Raw genomic sequence first — 17,730 nt, forward strand, 5'->3', positions numbered from 1 at the left:
GAGGACGTGCCCGACGCGGCCCTGCCGCTGCTCGTGCCCTGCGTGTGGCGCGTGGTCTTGCCGATGAGCTCGGTGAAGTACCGGCGATCCTCCTCCTCTGCGAGCTTCATGGCGACCTTCACACCGCAGTTCGCGAGGATCTTCCTGCGGCCGTCTCTCTCGCCATACTTATTGAGCTGGGATACGTCCTGCGTCGCGCCGACCCAGAACGTCCCGTAGCTGCGCCCGAGACTGAGGAGGGCGGGCAGGCACTCGACGCGGGGCAGGTTGCCCCACTCGTCGCCGAGTATCTGCACGGGGCGGGGGAGCCTGCCGCCGTTCACGTCCGCGACCGCCTGGACCGAGGCCCAGAGCTGCGAGAGGAACATCGCCGCTATACAGTTGTAGGGGGAGCCCTCGTCGAGTACGTGGAGGAATACGGCGCTCTTGGTTTCGAGGACCGAGCGCGGGTCGATATCGGAACCCGACGTCATCCATGCGACCGGCGCGGACGAGAACGGGCGGAGCGCCACCTTGAGCGTCGAGAGGATGCTCCTGAGCTCGTTGCCGCCCGAGGAGACGAACTGCGACGCCCTTCCCTTGGCGGGGTGGCCGCTCGGCAGGGAGCGGAAGACGGCCTTCAGGGGCTCGGCCGGGTCGTCGCCCTCGGCCTCGGTGCCACGGTCCAGGACTTCGCAGACGGTCGCGAGATGCTTTGATCCCTCCGGGCACTCGTCGGACATTGAGACCAGCAGGACCAGGGCCGAGAGCAGGCCCCTGGCCGATGCCGTCCAGTGCGAACCCTTGCCCCTCTCGTCGTCCTGCACCACGAGCTCCGCGATGGCGTCCGCTGCCTGCTCAGCCTCCTGGTCGCGCTCCTCGGCATGGAGGTCGAGAACCTGCTTGAGCGGGTTGAACCTATGGCCGCGATAGGGGTGCTGCGTGTCGAGCAGGAGGACGCGGTAGCCACGACGGGCAAGCTCATCGCCCGTGAGCTCTATGAGTTCGTTCTTCACGTCGGAGACGACGAGGGTCGCGGGCTCGGAGCCGTTGGAGGCGTCGCCGTAGCTGAGCAGGTCGATTGAGGGGAGGTAGAGGAAGCGTGACTTACCTGACCCAGTGGCCCCTGATACGAAAATCATCTTCTTCGGCTCGTAGAGATAACAGGGCTTACCGCGATATTTGGTGAAACCGTAGACGAACCCGCGCGACGATGGGATCGTCGAGCCGTCCCAGGTCACGGACCCCTTCACGACCTCGCGACCTGTCTTTACGTGGGCGTCGCCGAGCACGCCGCCGTCCTCGGCTCGTGATTTAAGGGCGCTTGAGTAGGCGATGAGGGCGCAGGTGCAGAGTGCAAGGAGGAAGACGAACAAGGCCCCGAGGGGATGGGTGACGAACCCGTCCGAGAGCCACCAGCCGAGGACGGTCTCCGAGTCGAACGTTGTGGGAATTGCCGATGCGTCGAGTCCGTACCCGGCGACGAGCATGTCGATGGGGGCGGCGAGTACGGGGCATGTGAGGATCGCTAGGAAAAGGGATGATAGGAGCGCTGTGAGCATCTTGGTTTTCATGATAGTTCTCGATTCTTGGAGATGAGGTTTGAAAGCTGTGAGGCCGTGCTCGACACCAGTCGGACGGCCTCCGTGAGCTGTCGGGCCGTCTGCGCATCCACGCCATAGGCGTTTGCGGCATGGACGGCCTGGTTGAGGTTTCCGCCCTGCTTCTTCATCTGGTGGAGGATTTGCCGCAAGGTCGCCTCGTCGGCGACCTTGACGGGCTTCTGCCCGATGCGGAGGGCAGCTTCGCGCATGAACGTCGATGGGGCCATGTCAAAAGAGGAGGAGCGCGCCATGATGACGGCACGCTCCTCTTCGGTCATTCGGACGTTGATATGCGCGGTCTTGCTGTTGCCGCGCATGGCCTAGCCCTCCTGGTCATAGAAGGTGGCATGGGGCGCGTCGAAGGTGAGCTTGGCGCTCCCAAGCGTGCCATAGCGTGCCTTAAGGACGCGAACGAGCAGGGGACGAACATCTAGCTCTGAGTTGTACCTCCGCTCTTTCTTGTCCCTGCCGTCGACCTGCAGGAAGAGGGCGTTGTCGGAGCCATAGTCGATACCCTGCGAGCCCGCGAAGACGTTGAGCTCAGTGTTCGCGTCGTTGTACTTGTCTCGTGCGACGCTGCTGATCAGGAAGACGGGGACGTCATACGTCCGGGCGATGTTTCCGAGCGCCTGCACACAAGCGGTGATGACAACGCGCTCTTCAGCGCGGACGTCGAAGGACGTTGCGGCGATGAGCTGTAGATAATCTACGAAGAGAGCGGGATGCTGGCCGCGAACGTGGATGCAGTCACCGATGCAACGGCAGAGGTCTTCCATGGACGTCTGACCGTCCATGATGCATGAGTTGGGTGCTACGCTCTCGGCGTAGGTGGCGCAAGCGCGCTCAAATGCCTCTTTCTTCTCGGGGATAGCCCCGGTCGCTTCGGAAAGGCTGAAGTCTCCGTTGCCGAGGCGCGTGATGCCCTTCTGAGCAATGCGATACGCGGGGAGTTCCGCGGAGTAGAAGACGGTGGGCACGCCTTGGGAGGCAAGGTCGTCGGAGATAACCTTGAGGAGCGTCGTTTTGCCGGCAGCGGGTGCCGCTCCGACTATGGTCAGGATTCCGGGTACGACGCCTCCGATGAGCTTGTCGAGAGAGGGGAGACTGCGTATATGAGCCATGGGCTTACGCCCGTTCATTTCCTCGATATAGGTCTTGAGCTGATCGGCTTCGACGTTGAATGAGCTATTGGCTACAGGCTGCACGGATCCGACACCTCCAACTCGTGAAGGTACTCAAAAAAGCTGGACTCGATGACGAAGAGGCGGCTATGAAGCTTGAGGCAGCGACCGCTCTCTTTCATGAGCGATGCGGCGGCAACCTCCCCAAGCCCGGTCAGCTCACGAATCTCGGTGACGCCGAGCAGACGCTCGCGTCCCAGAACGACGCGAGGAGGAGCGGGTACGATACCCGCTTTGGGAACAACGGAATCTACCATGGTAGAATCTCCTTTGGTCTGCTCACTCCTCCCCACCTCAGTTTGGCGACTAGAGGGGAGGGGTGGGCGGCTTTTTGTTTCTATGGCCTTCTTTGGGCACCTCCATTCCGGCATTCGCTTATCTGTGCAATTCGATGATACTGCTTCTGGCAATCGAGGCGCTGAAGATTCAGAAAAAGTTCCGAAAAGTTTCGGATAAGCACTTTTACCTCGAAAAACGGGGTTATACTTACAATGAAAATCGATTGGGGGATGAAATGGAACGCTCCAGGAAACCGAAAAAACGAAAGTTTGGGACGACCGTCCTTGAACAGACCGATGACAACATCAGCATGTTCAAGGAACAACATCCGCAAGAGTTTAAGACTCCGGGGGAAGTGGTCGACCTTCTCGCGAGTCTATGTCTCCGCGTCAACAAGGGTGCGGCTGCAGAGCTGAGCGCTTTTTGTGCGCAACGGGTCAAGTCTATTCAGGATGAGCTTAGTGGATATGGCGATGCTGAGTCCCTGTCGCTCGCTGCCGACGATTTAAACGACAAGCTCTCTTATTACAAGGCTCTTCGTAACCATATGCTGCGATTTGTTCCGCAAGACAGCCTTGTTGATAAGGGGCCGTCAATGAAACGCGTGGACCTGCGAGGTGGCTCGTATCTCGTTGTCCCCGACGATTGGCCGGTGGTCAATGAGTCGAATGCTGCGTCATGCGACTATGCTTTCGTCCTTGAAGTGCGGAACGCAAGCGATGCAATTCCGCACTATGTTTATCTTTCCTCAAAGGAAGCCTGTCCTACGGATGAGGTGCTTGATGCGATAGCTGATATATGGCCGGGAATTCGTGATGTCCAGACTTCTCAGGTCGAGCCAATCTATGACAAGGACGGCATGATTCTGAATACCGACGAATGGACGAAGGCACCTATAATCGGCGTCTTCCCCATTCGTGACGCCTCATCGTTTTCCTGGGAGGATAAAGCTCCATATGGAGCGATGGTCTATCGCCATTAGCCTATCTATGTTCAAAGCAAGGGAAGGGCCGGGCATATCTCGGCCCTTCCTTCATGAATTGCTCTCTTGGGAAATGAGCTCGCCGAAGGCATCTGCTGCCTTACGATCGTTTGCCTCGATGGCGTGGGAGTAGATGGAGAGCGTCGTACTTGGAGATGCGTGTCCAAGTCTTGCCTGGACAGTCTTCACGTCTGCGCCTTCTCCGATTAGGAGCGTCGCCTGCGTGTGCCGCAGGGCGTGGGGGACGAGCCCACTGTATCCCGTGCCCCTCACGTGCTCTTTGCCGTTTCGCTGGAATCTTCTGGTGATATTGCTGTAGCTCCCAAAGCCGTTATCGACGCAGAAGTCGCGGAACCATCGGTCGAAGTTGTGGCCGTCTACGTTGACGACTGTGGCGTATGTGCCATCCTCGGTCGTGACGACCTTTATGCCGTTAACGATAGGCGTCTTGTCGTCCTGATCGAGAGTGTATCGGTTGAGCTGCGCCCGCTGTTCCAGCTTCCATTTGCCGAGATAGTGGGCCAGGGAGTCGTTGATTGCTATGGTGCGTCGGCTCATCTTCGATTTTGGCGGTCGGAGAGTCTTGTCATTGGTGAACTGCTTCGACACGCTCAACGTGCGCTGCCCAAGATCGATGTCGCCCCAAGTCAAGCCGAGCATTTCGCCGCGTCGGAGACCACATTGGAGCAAGAGCATGGTGCCCGTTGCCTTGGCCGACAGTGGTTCATCCATGAGGCAAGACAGAAATCGTGAAGCCTCGTCTGCCGTAAGCGGAGTTCTTTCCCTGTAAGTTGGTTTGGGAAGCTTGATTGGCGTGCATGGGTTACGAAGGATGAGCTCGTTGTCTACGGCGTCTTGGAGAATCTGTCGCAGTTTGACATGTGTCCCGTGTAGCTCGGCTTCGGACATTCCCTTTTTGCGGGCGTTTGCGTAGATGTGCCGTATATCGTCAGGGTGGAGGTCAGTAAGTCGAATATGGCCGAACATTTCTTGAATGTGGCTAATATAGTTGCCCTCACGGGCATAGGCGAGCGGTGACTTCTTGAAGCCCTCTTCCCTTAGGCTGTGGAAGTTCTCGGCGTACTTTGCGACGGTGAGGTTTCCGTTGTCACGGACGACACCGGAGTTCAACTCCTCCTTGTATTCTTCCAAGGCTTTGCGGAGCATTGCCTGTTGTGTGCGTCTACTCACACCTTCGCAGTGCAGTGTTCTCTTGGATGAGTAGGCGTATTTGCCAGTCTTGGGGTCCTTGCCGAGGTTGAAGCGGTATTGGAACACCCCTTCTTTAACTTGATATACGCTGCCGTTTCCGACGACTCGTGGTTTGGTGCTCATGGTGGGATTCCTTGGGATTAGGCTAGGGGCAAGCCCTTAAAGGCTTGCCCCTAGCCTAATCCCAAAAATCTACCCAAGCAAGAGTATCTGGGTAGAATTAGGGTAGAAAGTTTTTGAAGCCTATATCTCGCGATTCTTGAAATATGCCGTTTTACATGTGGTTATATGAAGTTGTATAAATTTATAAAACACCAGCTCAAATAGAAATACAAGACCTCCTAAAGCGGGTGTCGACGGTTCGAATCCGCCCGGGGGCACCAGAAGATTATGACGGCGTCGCGAGAGCGGCGCCGTTTCTGGTTTGTGGGAGCTGCCGGCGGATTCGAGCCGTCGACACCCGCGTCACCAATTTCCCCGCGGGGGGAGTTTTCGAATCCGCCCGGGGGCACCAGAGGAATATCGAGCCCGGTACCGCTACGGTGCCGGGTTCTTCTGGTTCAATACCATGTCAAAAACGAAGCGCCCGCTTGCTGGGGGAGCAAGCGGGCGCCTGTGAGCGAATATGTTTGCGGCGAGAGCCGTGATGAGCGGTGGGGTGGCGACTAGTTGGTCGTACCGGAATCGTCACCCGTGCCCGAGCCAGAGCCCGAACCCGAGCCAGAAAGTGCGACCGTCAGCGTAATCGTGCTGTCGGTGGACTGCTTGCCAGTGGGGGAGACGCCCGTAACGGTGGCATCCTCGTTACCGCTTACGGGATTGCCGTTCTGGTCACAGAAGCCGATGTTATAGAAACCGGCGTTGTTGAGCGCGGTGACGGCGGCGGAGATGCTCTTGCCGTACAGGTTGCCCGGAACACTGGCCTTGCCGGACTTCTTGGCAATGACGACGGTAATCGTGGCGCCGGGCTTCTGCTTGCCACTGGGGTTCCAGCTGATCACGGTGCCCTCGGTAACCGAGTCGTTCTCCTGGTAGCTAACGTCGACGCCAAAGCCTGCCATATCGAGGGCGTTGCGCGCCTGGGCCTCGGTCATGTCGGTCAGATCGGGGACGGACGTGGTATCCGGGCCGCTCGAGACCTTGTACGAGATGGTCGTGCCCTTCGCGACTTCCTTACCGGCTTCGGTGCCCTGCTCAAAGACCTGGCCCTCATCGGCCTCGTTGGCCTCCTCGGAGGCGTTGCCCTTCAGGCCAACGCTTGCCAGCGCGGCCTCGGCCTGGTCCTTGGTCAGGCCGACAAGCCGGGGAACCTCAACCTTCTCGGAGGGCTTGGGACCCTTGGAGATTACCAGGTTCACCTTGGTGCCCTTGGCCTTCTTGGTGTTGCCGTTGGGCGTCTGCTCGGCGACCTTGCCCTCGTCGACATCGTCGTTGTAGCTTTGGTCGATGGTGCCGACCTCGAGGCCGGCTTCCTTGATCAGCTCGACGGCAGTCTGCTGGTCCTTGCCCAGCACATCGGGCACGGTGACCTGCTCGCCGCCAAAGAGTCCTGTGGCAAAGGCCACCACGATGCCGATGACGGCAACGGCTGCCACCACGGCGGCGATGATCTTGTTCTTGTTGGATTTGGGCTTTTCGACCTCGTAGGAGCCGGTGGAGCCCGAAACCGAGCTACGGGCGGTATTCTGGCCGCTCACGCCCGAGACGGGGCGCACCATGGCGCGCGTCTGATCGGAAAGCTCGCGAGTCTTGGTGGCGCCCAGCTCGCCGGGGGCACCGATGATGCGCGTGGGCTCCGAGACGTTGACGGCACGGCCCGACAGGTAGCTGTTGAGCACCTGACGCAGCTCGTCGGCGGTCTGGAAGCGGTTTGCGGGGTCCTTCTCCATGCACTTGAGGATGATGCGCTCAAGGTCGGCGTCGACACCGGAGTTGATCTGGCTCGGCGGAATAGGCAGCTCGTTGACCTGCTTGAGTGCGACCGAGATAGCGTCGTCACCGTCAAAGGGCACGCGGCCGGTGGCGCATTCATACATCACGACGCCCAGCGAGTAGATATCCGAGGTGGGGCCGAGGTCCTGACCACGGGTCTGCTCGGGGCTGACGTAGTGGGCGGTTCCCAGCACGTTGTTGTCTTGCGTGAGGTGGCTGTTCTTGGCGCGCGCGATGCCAAAGTCCATCACCTTGATGTTGCCGTCGGGCAGCACCATGATGTTCTGCGGCTTAATGTCGCGGTGGATGATCTCGTGCTTGTGGGCGACCGAAAGCGCGGAGCTGATCTGCGAGCCGATCTGGGCGACCTTCTTGGGGTCGAGGGCGCCGTGGCTCTTGATGCCGCTCTTGAGGTCGGTGCCGCGCAGGTACTCCATGACGATGTAATAGGTGTCGCCGTCCTTGCCCCAATCGTAGACGCCCACGATATAGGGGGAGGAGAGACCGGCTGCTGCCTGGGCCTCCTGCTTAAAGCGTGCGGCGAAGGTTGCGTCGCCAGCATACTGCGGCAGCATGATCTTGACGGCAACCGTGCGGTCGAGGACCTGGTCCTGTGCACGGTAGACGGTCGCCATGCCGCCTGTTCCCACCTTATCCTTGAGGAGGTATCTTCCCCCGAGGACCCTCTGTTCCATTCCTGCTCCTAACATAACTATTCGCTCAACGATGTGTGTAGTACCTACGATGTGGCCGCTGGGGCCGTGTGGCGCGTTGCCGCTAACTCTTCGGCCGCGGCGCGCCTCGGGTGTCCGATTCGATCATGGGCATCACGCTCCCTGTGCGGCAAGCGCCGCGGTCAGGACGATACCGGCGATCTTGGCGGCCTTGACGTCATGCTTGTCGAAATCCTCCAAGGCCACCGAGATGGCGACCGTGGGTGAATCGTAAGGTGCAAAGCCAACGAACATCGAGTTGACGTTGGTGCCGCCGGTCTCGGCCGAGCCGGTCTTGCCGGCGACCTTGACGCCGGGGATCTGGGCATCGGTGCCGGTGCCGGACTGGACGACGGCAAGCATGGCCTGCTTGACCTGGTCGGCCGTGGCGGAGCTGACGGCCTGACCCAGTGAGCGGGACTGCGTGGTCTTGACCACGGTTCCGTCCGGGGCGAGTACCTGGGCTACAAAGTACGGGTCCATGACCACGCCGCTGTTAGCGATGGCGGCGGCAATCACGGCGTTTTGCATGACGGTGGTCTGCGGGCCGGGCGTGTGGTCCATGCCGACAGGCTGGCCGGCGCCGGCCCAGGCGGTCTCCCACTCGGTCATGAGCGACGGGTCGGCCATGATGGAGGCCGCGGAGGTCAGGTCCTGGCCGAGCTTTTGGCCGTAGCCAAAGGCGTTGGCAAACTGCACGAGCGTGTTTGCGCCAACTTCGTTTGCCACCTGGCCAAAGACGACGTTGGAGGACACGGCAAAGGCTTGCTGCAGGCTGATGGTGCCGTAGCTCTCGTTGGCATCGTTGGTGACCGGTGCGTTGCCGATGTCCATGGAGCCGGGCGCCTGGTAGGTGCTGGTAAGGCTGGCGGTACCGGTCTCGAGTGCCGCGGAAAGCGTAACGACCTTAAACGTTGAGCCCGGCGTGTACAGCGCGTCCATGGCGCGATTGTACATGGAGCCGTCCTCGCCGCCGCCCGTCTGTAGCAGGGCATCGATGTTGGTGTTGTCGTAGGTGGGCGAGCTGGCACATGCGAGCACCGCGCCGGTACGCGGGTCGATGACCACTACAGCGCCCTTAAAGCCCTTGAGCGCCTGCTCAGCAGCCGTCTGGATGCGCGAGTCGATGGTGAGCTTGGCGGTGTTGCCCGGCTGGGTCTGGCCCGCGAGCGACGCGATGGCGTTGTTCCAGCTGGAGTAGTCCTTAGAACCGGTGAGCGTGTCGTTCATGACGCTCTCGATGGCGGTGGTGCCATACTGCTGGCTCACGTAGCCAACCACGTGCGCTGCCAGGTTACCGTTGGGGTAGGAGCGTACGTAGGTGCCGTCCTCCTGCTGCAGCGACTCGGCCAGCGTCACGCCGTCGGACGTGATGATGGAACCGCGCTGGATGTACTTGGAGCGGGCGATGGTGTGGTTGTTGGTCGGCATGTCCTGATAGTCCTTGGCCTTGATGACCTGGACATAGGTGAGGTTGCCGATAAGGATGGCGAACAGCGCCGTAAAGGCGAGCACCGCGCGGGTTAGACGGTTGGCGAGCGCAACGCGGCCGAGCACACCGGATTCAGGCGTGTCGAGCAGGCGACGGCGCATGCGCGAGCCGACGGAATGGCTGCCGCTGCCGTAGGAAGACGAGGTGGCAAAGCGCGTGCCCGTCGGGGCGGCGGCAGATGCGACCTGATCATCGGTGATGGCGGCCATGGTGCCGGTGCCGGTAAGCTCGGCCTCGCGTCCGGTCGCCTCGTCACCGGCGCGTAGCAGGAGCGCGACGATGATAAAGCTCGCCAGCAGCGAGGAGCCGCCCTGGCTCATAAAGGGCAGGGTGACGCCGGTCAGCGGAATCAGGCGGGTTACGCCGCCAACGATCAAGAAGGCCTGGAAGCTGATGGCGGCCGTAAGGCCCGTGGCGCTAAAGGCAGCGAGGTCGGATTTAGCGCGGGCAGCCGTGGTGAGGCCGCGCACGGCAAAGAGCATAAACAGGATGAGCACGGCGCCGCCGCCCAAAAGGCCCATCTCCTCGCCGATAGCCGAGAAGATAAAGTCGGACTCGACGACAGGGATGTTGTTGGCCATGCCGTTGCCGATGCCAACACCGACCAGACCGCCATCGGCAAGCGAGAAGAGCGACTGGACGATCTGGTAGCCCTGGCCCTGGGCGTCCTTAAACGGATCGACCCAAACCTGGAAACGCACCTGAACGTGCGATAGGAACTTGTAGGCGCCCACGGCTCCAACGGCCAAGAGCGCAAGACCGATAACGACATACGAGAATCGTCCCGTGGCAACGTAGAGCATCAGCAAGAAGATGGTGTAGAACAGCACGGCCGAACCCAGATCGCGTTCGAAGACGACGACGAGCAGGCACACACCCCACACGGCAAACAGCGGCAGCAGCAGTCGCAGGCGAGGGATCTTAAAGCCCAGGATCTTGCGGTTGGAGATGGAGAGCAGCTCGCGGTTCTCGGCCAGGTACCCGGCCAGGAACAGCACGATAAAGACCTTGGCGAACTCGCCAGGCTGGATGGTAAAGCCCGCGATGCGAATCCAGAGCTTGGAGCCCGAGATCGTGGTGCCGATAAAGATGGGCAGCATCAGCAGGATGATGCCGATAATGCCAAAGGTGTACTTGTAGCGCATGACCACGTCGAGGTTTTTGACCAGTGCGAGCGTTCCCACCATCAGGGCCACCGAGACAAACAGGATGATGAGCTGTGAGATGGCGAGAGCGGGGGCGAGACGTGTCACGAACGTGATGCCGATGCCCGAAAGTATAAATACGATGGGTAGGATGGCGGGGTCGGCACCGGGCGCCAAGATGCGCACGGCAATGTGGGCCGCGGCAAAGGCGGCAAAGAGGCCGATCGGTACGGCGAGCGTCTCAAAGGAGATGGCAGCGCCCGCGGTGAGGACGTACATCGCATACAGCAGGATGACGGGGAACGCCGAGGCGATGAGCAAGAGCAGCTCGGTGTTGCGGCGACTCATAAGCGGCACTCCCTTTCTAATTCTTATCGGAGGCTTCGGCCTCGGCGGACTGTTCGGCGGTTTTCTCGGAATCAGATTCGGAGGTCGATCCCTGATTGGTGTTGTCGCGAATTGTTTGCGCGTCGATCACCTGGCGGGTCTGCTCCTCGTCGATCTGGTGGCGGTACTTGGATATCGTGTCCTGCGCATCGTCGACACTTGTTTGCGGAATACCCGCCTTGAGGCGGTTTTGCGTGTCTTCGGGCAGGTCGGACAGCTTAATGCTGGTTTCGCTTTCGAGCCAGTGGAGCTTGAGTCCGAGCGGCTTGCCGGGCAGGCCGCGCCAGACGGCGACATTGCCCTGGTGGGTACCCAGGTAGTACGAGCCGGTGACACCCGTGTAGGCCCAGATGCCAGCTGCCAGCACAAAGACGAGGGCCAGGATGGCGGCGATGGTAATGTTGCGGCGACGCACGCGTTGCGCCTCGCGCATAACGCCATCGTCAACCAGGTCAACGACTACTACGGTCACGTTGTCGTGGCCGCCGGCGGCAAGCGCCGCGTCCACTAGGTTGTCGACGCAGATTTGCGCGGTTGAGGACTGCGTGGCGATGTTCTCGATATCGCTGTCGGGAATCATGCTCGAAAGGCCGTCGGAGCACAGGATCAGGCGGTCGCCTTCCTCGATATGCAGAGTGAAGTGGTCGGCATACATGGCGGGGTCCGAGCCCAGCGCACGGGTGATGACCGAACGGTTGGGGTGGACGCGAGCCTCGTCTGCCGTGATCTCGCCGGCGTCCACGAGCTCCTCCACGTAGGAGTGGTCGCGGGTCACGCGGATGAGCGTGCCCTCGTGGAGCAGGTAGGCGCGCGAGTCGCCCACGTGGGCGATGGCGAGCGTGTCGTTTTCGATATAGGCGCAGGTGGCTGTGCAGCCCATGCCGGGCTTGCCCAGGCCGTTCAGGGCCGCCTCGATTACGGCGGCGTTAGCGGCCTCGACGGCTGCGGCCAAGCGTGCTGCGTCGGCGGACTGCGGGGCCGTTTTGGCAATAGTCTCGACGGCGATAGAAGAGGCTACCTCGCCGGCGGCGTGACCGCCCATGCCGTCGCATACGCAAAAGAGCGGCGACTGCACCAGGTAGGAATCCTCATTGTGCGGGCGCACACAGCCAACGTCGGAGCGGGCGCCCCACATGAGTTGCGTGGTGGTGCCGGCATCATAGGTCGAGTCGGTCTCGATGCGCTCCTCGGTCAGGGGCTCAAAGCTCATGGTCGAGCCGGGGTCTTTGAGCTTGGCCTCAACGGCGGCAACGTCGATCTCGGCTGTGTCACCGGGAGAGACGGTGTCGGTCTCGGTGTTTGATTCGGAATTGTCGGTGTCCGGGGAGTCGGGCTCCTCGGACACGCGGGCGGTCGACTCGTCGTCTTGCGGGCTGACGTCTATAGGCTCGGGCGCCGGCGTAGACGCGGGCGCAACCTCGGATGCCGGGGCTATGGGAAACGCCGGCGCGGCGGGCTCGGGTGCCGCAAACACCGCAGCGCTCTCGTTGATTGCCGCGGCGACGGGCTCTGCAAAGTGAGCCGGCGCCGGGGTTGCTTCGGGCGCTGTGGACTGTTCCGCAGCATGTGCGCCGATGGGCGCCGCTACGGCATCCTCTTCGTCCTCGTTATCGGCGAGATCCGAAATATCATGCGTTACATGCGAAAGAGGCAGGGAGAACACGGTGTCCTCGGGCTCCACGGGTGTGGAGTCCGCCGGAGCGGCGTGGGCCGGTGCAGCTACGGCGGCAGCCGGTGCCTCGGTCATGGTTGCGGACTTGTTCTCCTCGTCGATCATCGACGGTTCACCTTCATGACCACGTCGCCAATCTGGACTTCGTCGCCCTCACGCAGCGTCGCGGGCTCCACGAGCTGGCGGCCGTTGACGAGCGTGCCGTTAAGCGAGTTGAGGTCCTCGATGATGAGCGCCGGGCCCTGCAGCGAAAAGCGCGCATGCGAGGCCGAGACAAACGGCTCGTTGATGCAGATGTCCGAAGACGGCGAGCGGCCGACGATGACGGGGCCGAGCATGTCTACGTGGATGCCGCGGATGCCGCGCGGACCCTTGTCCACATCGATCGTCCAAATGGCCGAGTCGCGGCGCTGTCCGCGCACAAGTCCCACGCCGGTCTTCATGACGGCGAACAGGAAGATATAGAGCAGGGCGACCAGGACGATGCGGCCTGCAAAAAGGACGATATCGATGTTCATAAGCGACTATCCCCTAAATTCAAAGGTGCTCAGGCCAAACGTCAGCAGATCGCCGTTGCGCAGCGGGCAGCGCGTAATGCGGCGGTTGTTGACGAGCGTGCCGTTGGTGGAATTGAGGTCCTCGATCGACCAATCCGAGCCCGTAAAGGTGAGCTGGGCGTGGCGGCGCGACACGTTGGGGTCGCGCAGGGCAATGTCGGAAACTGAGCGCTCGCGACCGATGGTCACCTGTGCGGAGGTGATGCTATGGCTCTCGCCGCTCACGACGTCGACGAGCTGGGCGAGCGGGCGCTGCGGGGCGCGAGTGCTCGCCATGTTGGAGGCGATGCCGGCTGCGGCGCCTAGGCCCACGGCGGCACCGGTCGCGGCGGCTCCGCCCATGCCGGCAAGCGCGTCGCGCGAGACGGTCTGCGGCACCGGGATGGGTGCTGCGGCGGGGTCGGGGACGCTAGGCGCGAAGGGGTCTGCCACGGCAAGCGGGTCGGGAGCGGCGGCGCGAGGCGTCGGCTGCTGCTGGGGCATGGCGGCGGGGCGCTGCTGCTGCGGGGCAGCAAACTGCTGCTGGCCGGCGCGCGGGGCGCTGGCGGCACGGCTTGCCGCGGAGTTGTTCTGGCCCAGGCCGTTTTGATAGGCGCGCTCTTCTTCGTACAGGCGGCCGAGCGTGGGGGCATCGACGTTCTCGGCAAAGACCGAGAACTTGCCGGCGCGCAGCTGCGGATCGATCATAAAGCGCACGAGGGGCTCGCCGACAAAGACATAGCGGCGCTTTTCGGCCTGCGCCTTCACAAACTCGCGGACCTCGCGCGAAAGCTCGGGGTAGAACGGGGCGAGCATGGGATCGTCGTCGGCGGCGATAAGGATGGTATAGAGCGCCGGCGCCGTGTTGACGCCGTTAATCACCAGAGTCTGATCCTCCATGTCGCGAGCGGCCTGCTTGGCAAGCTTCTTAAAGGAGAACGGGGCACGGGTGGCACCGAAGATGCCGGCCACGTGGTCCTCGAAGATGTTCAGGAAGTTCACGAAAGATCACTCTCCGTATAGGTTCTTTGGTATCCGAGCAAATATAGGCATATCCCAACGATTATAGAGGATAGGGTTCCCGCAACCGCCGCCTTGGCGACGACCGCGGCTGCAAGGCTGGCAATTTCCATATGGTGTGCAAGACAGGACGCCGCTGCGCAGCCGATGCCGGTGACAGCGATGGCGGCGATTGCGGCAAGGTTTGAGCCCTGATCGGCACGCTTGGCATGGGCATTGAGCAGCGCGGATGACGCTGCGGCAGTTGCCGCGACCAGCACAAAGGCAGCCCAAAGGAGCGGGTCTCCCAGCGCTGCGGCAACGTTACCGAGCCCCAGCACGCCTCCGGCTGAAAGCGCGACCGTGACCAGACGGGCAAAAAGCGCGCCCATGCCCGTTGCCGCGGCGGCGCTTGCCGGGCCGAGCCAAAATGACGCGACGCCGGCGGCGACCCCAGCTGCCAGGAAGGTATTGCCGGTCAGACAGCCAAGCGCGAGTGCACAGGTGAGCGTGGCGCTTGCGGCAGTCTCGGTGCGACCCCAGGCGATCCACCAACCGGACATGGCGGCGGCAAAGACCACCGCGACGGGCAGCATCGACAGGATGCCCTGTGCCTGCATGGTGGCGTTGGCCATGAGCACCAAAAAGCCCACAGCCGAGATAGCCGAGCCAATCTGGGGGGCCAGGCCAGCCGCCGCTCCGATCGCGATGGCCGCAATGACCAGGCCGGGAAGCGCCGCGACCCCGGCCGTTTGCATCAGCAAAAAGCTAAAGGTGCCGCACGTTAGCGCCGAGATAGTGCGCATGGTGTAGTCGCGCGCATGGCTCCAGCGCGTGCCCGCCCAGCCGAGTGCGGGGTCGACCTCGATGGCGTCGTCCTCGTAGTGCGACGGCTCGATATCGTCGAGTTCCTGCTCGTCATCCGAAAGTTCGCCAACCATTTGCTCCAGGCTGCGACGGCCTTCGCGCACGCTGCCCAGACCGGCAAGGAGCTGGTCGCAAAATGCCTCGATGCTGTTGGGGCGGTCCTGCGGCATGGGGGAGAGCGCGCTCATGAGCGCGGCCTCGGCTCCCGGGGGAAAGTGTGGTATCAGCTCGCTGGGATAGGTGGCGCCGCCGATGATGCGGCCGAGCGAGTCGGCGGGCGTGGCCGCCATAAAGGGAGCGCTGCCGCACAGGCCCTCGTAGATCACACAGGCGAGGGCAAAGACATCGGCGCGCTCGTCGACCGTGCCGGTCTCGATATCGAGCTGCTCGGGCGGCATGTAGCCGATGGTGCCGCCGCGTGAGCCGCCAAAGCCACCGGCGGACGACAGTCGCGCCATGCCAAAGTCGGTGAGCTTTACATTGCCCGAGTGGTCGATGAGCACGTTGGCGGGCTTAATGTCCAGGTGGAGTACGCCATTACTATGGGCGAAGGTGAGTGCCTGGCCCAGGGCATCGGCAATGGCCGCGGCCTCGTCAAAGGTAAGTGAGTGGCCGTCCACGCGGTGCAAAAACTCGGCCAGCGACATGCCATCGACATATTCCATAACCAGGTAGGCATAGGCTGTGTCGTGCGTAAAGTCGATGACCTGCACGATATTGGGATGTTGAAGCATGGCGGCAGTGTGTGCCTCGCGCAGGACATCCATGATGTCGCTGGCGGGCATGCCGGCGCCGTTGATAAGGGGGATGCGTTTAATGGCGACGCGGCGGCGCAGGTGCGTGTCGCGGCAGATCTCGATGGAGCCAAAACCGCCAGTCGCAAGTGTCTCGAGCGGCTGGTACCGCTTGAGCAGCTCGCGAGAGCTGGTGCCCTCCAAGGGAACGTCCGGCGAGAACCGGGCGGTATGTTGCGAGAAAAGCGGCATGGCCAACCCTCGTGCGTTTAAAGTTCGTTTGCGAGCGGCGGGCGCGGAGCCGAGCCGTTCGCGGTGGCATAGATGCTGCTAGTGTAGCACGCTCGGGTGCATGGTGAAGGTAGCGGGGTGAGGTGGCCTATCTGGCTTGGCCCTCGTCTCGACCCATCCGGAAAGCGCGTCCCAGTTTTCGTCCAAATTGCGGGATGCGTTTTCCGAATGGGGTAGGCTGCGGAAACTGCATCCCAGAATATTGGCCTAGAACGGGATGCAGTTTCCGGATCGATACTCAAAAGGAAAGCGCATCCCGCTTTGATGCGGGGACTGCGGACAAAAGCTGGACCGTGATCTGGCTCGGATTGGAGTTCGCCTGAATCGTTGATGCTGGCTGGTGCAGGCGCGGAGATAAATGAGCAGCCCGAGCGATATAATGACACGCTATGGAGGCCATATGCTCTTTTCCCGCCGTTCTGCTACATCTGCCTGTGCCGTTGCGCTTATCGTAATGGCGGTCACCCCTTATCACCGGTTTTCATCTTCAATCGGCCTGGCATCAGGTGCGATGACCTGGCTCGTTATCCTTGGTGCATGCCTCGCGGCGTTTGGTCATGGTGTTGCGCTCCGCAAGGGGAGAGAAATAAGACGGCCGAAGCATCTCGGTGCTATCGGTGTTTTCCTTGGTGTTATTGCTACGGTTCCCGAATGGGCCGACTTGGCCTTCTATGCTCGCGGAGATTCTATTCCATTCGTGTTTGCGCCTATCTGGCTGTTGCGCGGCGTTTCATGCGCCTCGTGCTTCACTGGGTCGTTGCTCCTCTCATATGTAATTTGGAATACGGCGGGCTCTCCTTTGATACGGGGGGCGGCGCGGGACGGCGAAAGGGGGACCCGCCGACCGCAGAGCGCACTTTTTGCAGAAACAGTAGTTGTCCTGTCTTGCCTGCTGTTTTGCTGTCGAGTTTCATGGAGAGTCGTTCCCGAGCCATGGGGGATGCCCTCTGTAACGGCCGCATCAATTGGCATCGTGCTTTTAATTCCTCTGGTCTATCTCGTATTGGCTGCGGTCCCGCTGCTTTGCTGTCCCCGCGCCTTTGGTCGGGGGCAGGGCGACGTGTTTGCCCGTTCTGTGCTCGTAGCAGTTCCCATTGGCCTTGTTCCGGCTGTCGAGGTGGCATATTTTGCAAGCGGTGCCACGGTCATTGCATCACTGTCGATGGGGTCCGCTATTGCTGTTGCCGCCTTCGTATACACATTGCTAAGGGAGAAACGGGACAACAATTCGGATACCCCCCGCACGTCCGACCCATTCGATGCGGGGGCGTTTTCCCCCGCCCTGTCGCCTCGAGAAGAACAGTTTGTCCGACTGCTGCTCAAAGGAAAAACGCCGGCGGAAATTGCCAAGGAGACGGATACGAAGCCATCGACGGTGCGAACAACGCTTCACCGAGCATACGGGAAGGCGTCGGTTGCGGGCTCACGCGAGCTCGTGGCGTTGTTTGTGGACGAGGGTGATGCTGTAGGGCCCGAGCTGTCGCGGCGGCATGCTGACGATATGTTGGCATCAGCTCGGACGCGCCGGCTGTTTCGATACCTGCTCACATTATTTTTTATCCTCCTTGCAGCGGGCCCCTTGGTAATGGCGGATAGTTATTGGGGATCCGGTGTTTCATGGGCTGTTACCTTTTCTCTCTCAAGCTATGCATTGGGTCTCGGACTGCTTCTGTCGCTGCACTACGCGGGTGAAAAACTGAATCGTGAAGCTGCACTGACTAGAAC

The 17,730-nt window shown here is 61.4% G+C and carries 13 protein-coding genes; 2 read left to right on the forward strand and 11 right to left on the reverse strand.

Annotated elements, in window-relative coordinates:
* The 4 genes from AB5164_RS03610 to AB5164_RS03625 form a co-directional block, all read right to left on the reverse strand.
* On the reverse strand, positions 1-1,553 hold a 1,553-nt coding region (locus AB5164_RS03610), incomplete at its 3' end, for a type IV secretory system conjugative DNA transfer family protein (protein ID WP_368147806.1).
* Complete coding sequence (locus AB5164_RS03615; RefSeq protein WP_349099995.1) at positions 1,550-1,900, reverse strand: plasmid mobilization protein; 351 nt, start codon at positions 1,898-1,900, stop codon at positions 1,550-1,552. The genes AB5164_RS03610 and AB5164_RS03615, both read right to left, overlap by 4 nt.
* Positions 1,901-1,903: 3 nt before the next feature.
* Positions 1,904-2,788: a DnaB-like helicase C-terminal domain-containing protein gene (locus AB5164_RS03620; RefSeq protein ID WP_368143068.1), complete on the reverse strand. Its 885-nt coding sequence runs from the start codon at positions 2,786-2,788 to the stop codon at positions 1,904-1,906.
* Complete coding sequence (locus AB5164_RS03625) at positions 2,776-3,021, reverse strand: hypothetical protein (protein ID WP_195247073.1); 246 nt, start codon at positions 3,019-3,021, stop codon at positions 2,776-2,778. The genes AB5164_RS03620 and AB5164_RS03625 overlap by 13 nt, the downstream gene beginning before the upstream one ends.
* Before the next feature lie 62 nt (positions 3,022-3,083).
* Here AB5164_RS03625 and AB5164_RS03630 point away from each other — a divergent pair, with 62 nt between their 5' ends.
* Positions 3,084-4,025, forward strand: coding sequence for a hypothetical protein (locus AB5164_RS03630; protein ID WP_368143066.1), 942 nt, complete (start codon positions 3,084-3,086; stop codon positions 4,023-4,025).
* A 51-nt stretch (positions 4,026-4,076) separates the two neighbouring features.
* Here AB5164_RS03630 and AB5164_RS03635 read toward each other — a convergent pair whose 3' ends face one another.
* The 7 genes from AB5164_RS03635 to AB5164_RS03665 all read right to left on the reverse strand — a co-directional run bounded on the left by AB5164_RS03635 (position 4,077) and on the right by AB5164_RS03665 (position 15,966).
* Positions 4,077-5,360 (reverse strand): tyrosine-type recombinase/integrase, encoded by a 1,284-nt coding sequence (locus AB5164_RS03635; RefSeq protein WP_368143065.1) that lies wholly within the window; start codon positions 5,358-5,360, stop codon positions 4,077-4,079.
* Positions 5,361-5,902: 542 nt separating this feature from the next.
* A complete protein-coding gene (pknB, locus tag AB5164_RS03640) occupies positions 5,903-7,864 on the reverse strand; it encodes a Stk1 family PASTA domain-containing Ser/Thr kinase (RefSeq protein ID WP_117770279.1) in 1,962 nt (653 codons plus the stop codon).
* A gap of 132 nt (positions 7,865-7,996) precedes the next feature.
* Positions 7,997-10,867: an FtsW/RodA/SpoVE family cell cycle protein gene (locus tag AB5164_RS03645; protein ID WP_006235182.1), complete on the reverse strand. Its 2,871-nt coding sequence runs from the start codon at positions 10,865-10,867 to the stop codon at positions 7,997-7,999.
* Positions 10,868-10,883: 16 nt separating this feature from the next.
* Positions 10,884-12,683 carry a Stp1/IreP family PP2C-type Ser/Thr phosphatase gene (locus AB5164_RS03650; RefSeq protein WP_368143087.1) on the reverse strand — a complete coding sequence of 600 codons (1,800 nt, stop codon included), beginning with the start codon at positions 12,681-12,683 and terminating at the stop codon, positions 10,884-10,886.
* On the reverse strand, positions 12,680-13,096 hold the full coding sequence (locus AB5164_RS03655) for an FHA domain-containing protein (RefSeq protein ID WP_006235180.1): 417 nt from the start codon (positions 13,094-13,096) through the stop codon (positions 12,680-12,682). The genes AB5164_RS03650 and AB5164_RS03655 overlap by 4 nt, the downstream gene beginning before the upstream one ends.
* Positions 13,097-13,102: 6 nt before the next feature.
* The gene (locus tag AB5164_RS03660) at positions 13,103-14,116 is read right to left on the reverse strand and encodes an FhaA domain-containing protein (RefSeq protein WP_035136732.1); all 1,014 of its coding nucleotides are present in this window, start codon (positions 14,114-14,116) and stop codon (positions 13,103-13,105) included.
* Complete coding sequence (locus AB5164_RS03665; protein WP_368143086.1) at positions 14,113-15,966, reverse strand: serine/threonine-protein kinase; 1,854 nt, start codon at positions 15,964-15,966, stop codon at positions 14,113-14,115. The genes AB5164_RS03660 and AB5164_RS03665 overlap by 4 nt, the downstream gene beginning before the upstream one ends.
* A 439-nt stretch (positions 15,967-16,405) precedes the next feature.
* Here AB5164_RS03665 and AB5164_RS03670 point away from each other — a divergent pair.
* Positions 16,406-17,730: helix-turn-helix transcriptional regulator (locus tag AB5164_RS03670; protein WP_368147808.1), on the forward strand; the 1,325-nt coding region annotated here is incomplete at its 3' end.

Origin of the sequence: Collinsella aerofaciens, assembly GCF_040915425.1 — a bacterium.
Lineage (GTDB): Bacteria > Actinomycetota > Coriobacteriia > Coriobacteriales > Coriobacteriaceae > Collinsella > Collinsella aerofaciens_BW.

Excerpts from the sequence above, each read along its gene's own strand:
- AB5164_RS03665 (WP_368143086.1), bottom strand. The coding sequence starts at position 15,966 with ATGCCGCTTTTCTCGCAACATACCGCCCGGTTCTCGCCGGACGTTCCC.
- AB5164_RS03650 (WP_368143087.1), bottom strand. The coding sequence starts at position 12,683 with ATGATCGACGAGGAGAACAAGTCCGCAACCATGACCGAGGCACCGGCT.
- AB5164_RS03645 (WP_006235182.1), bottom strand. The coding sequence starts at position 10,867 with ATGAGTCGCCGCAACACCGAGCTGCTCTTGCTCATCGCCTCGGCGTTC.
- AB5164_RS03615 (WP_349099995.1), bottom strand. The coding sequence starts at position 1,900 with ATGCGCGGCAACAGCAAGACCGCGCATATCAACGTCCGAATGACCGAA.
- AB5164_RS03655 (WP_006235180.1), bottom strand. The coding sequence starts at position 13,096 with ATGAACATCGATATCGTCCTTTTTGCAGGCCGCATCGTCCTGGTCGCC.
- pknB (WP_117770279.1), bottom strand. The coding sequence starts at position 7,864 with ATGGAACAGAGGGTCCTCGGGGGAAGATACCTCCTCAAGGATAAGGTG.
- AB5164_RS03625 (WP_195247073.1), bottom strand. The coding sequence starts at position 3,021 with ATGGTAGATTCCGTTGTTCCCAAAGCGGGTATCGTACCCGCTCCTCCT.
- AB5164_RS03635 (WP_368143065.1), bottom strand. The coding sequence starts at position 5,360 with ATGAGCACCAAACCACGAGTCGTCGGAAACGGCAGCGTATATCAAGTT.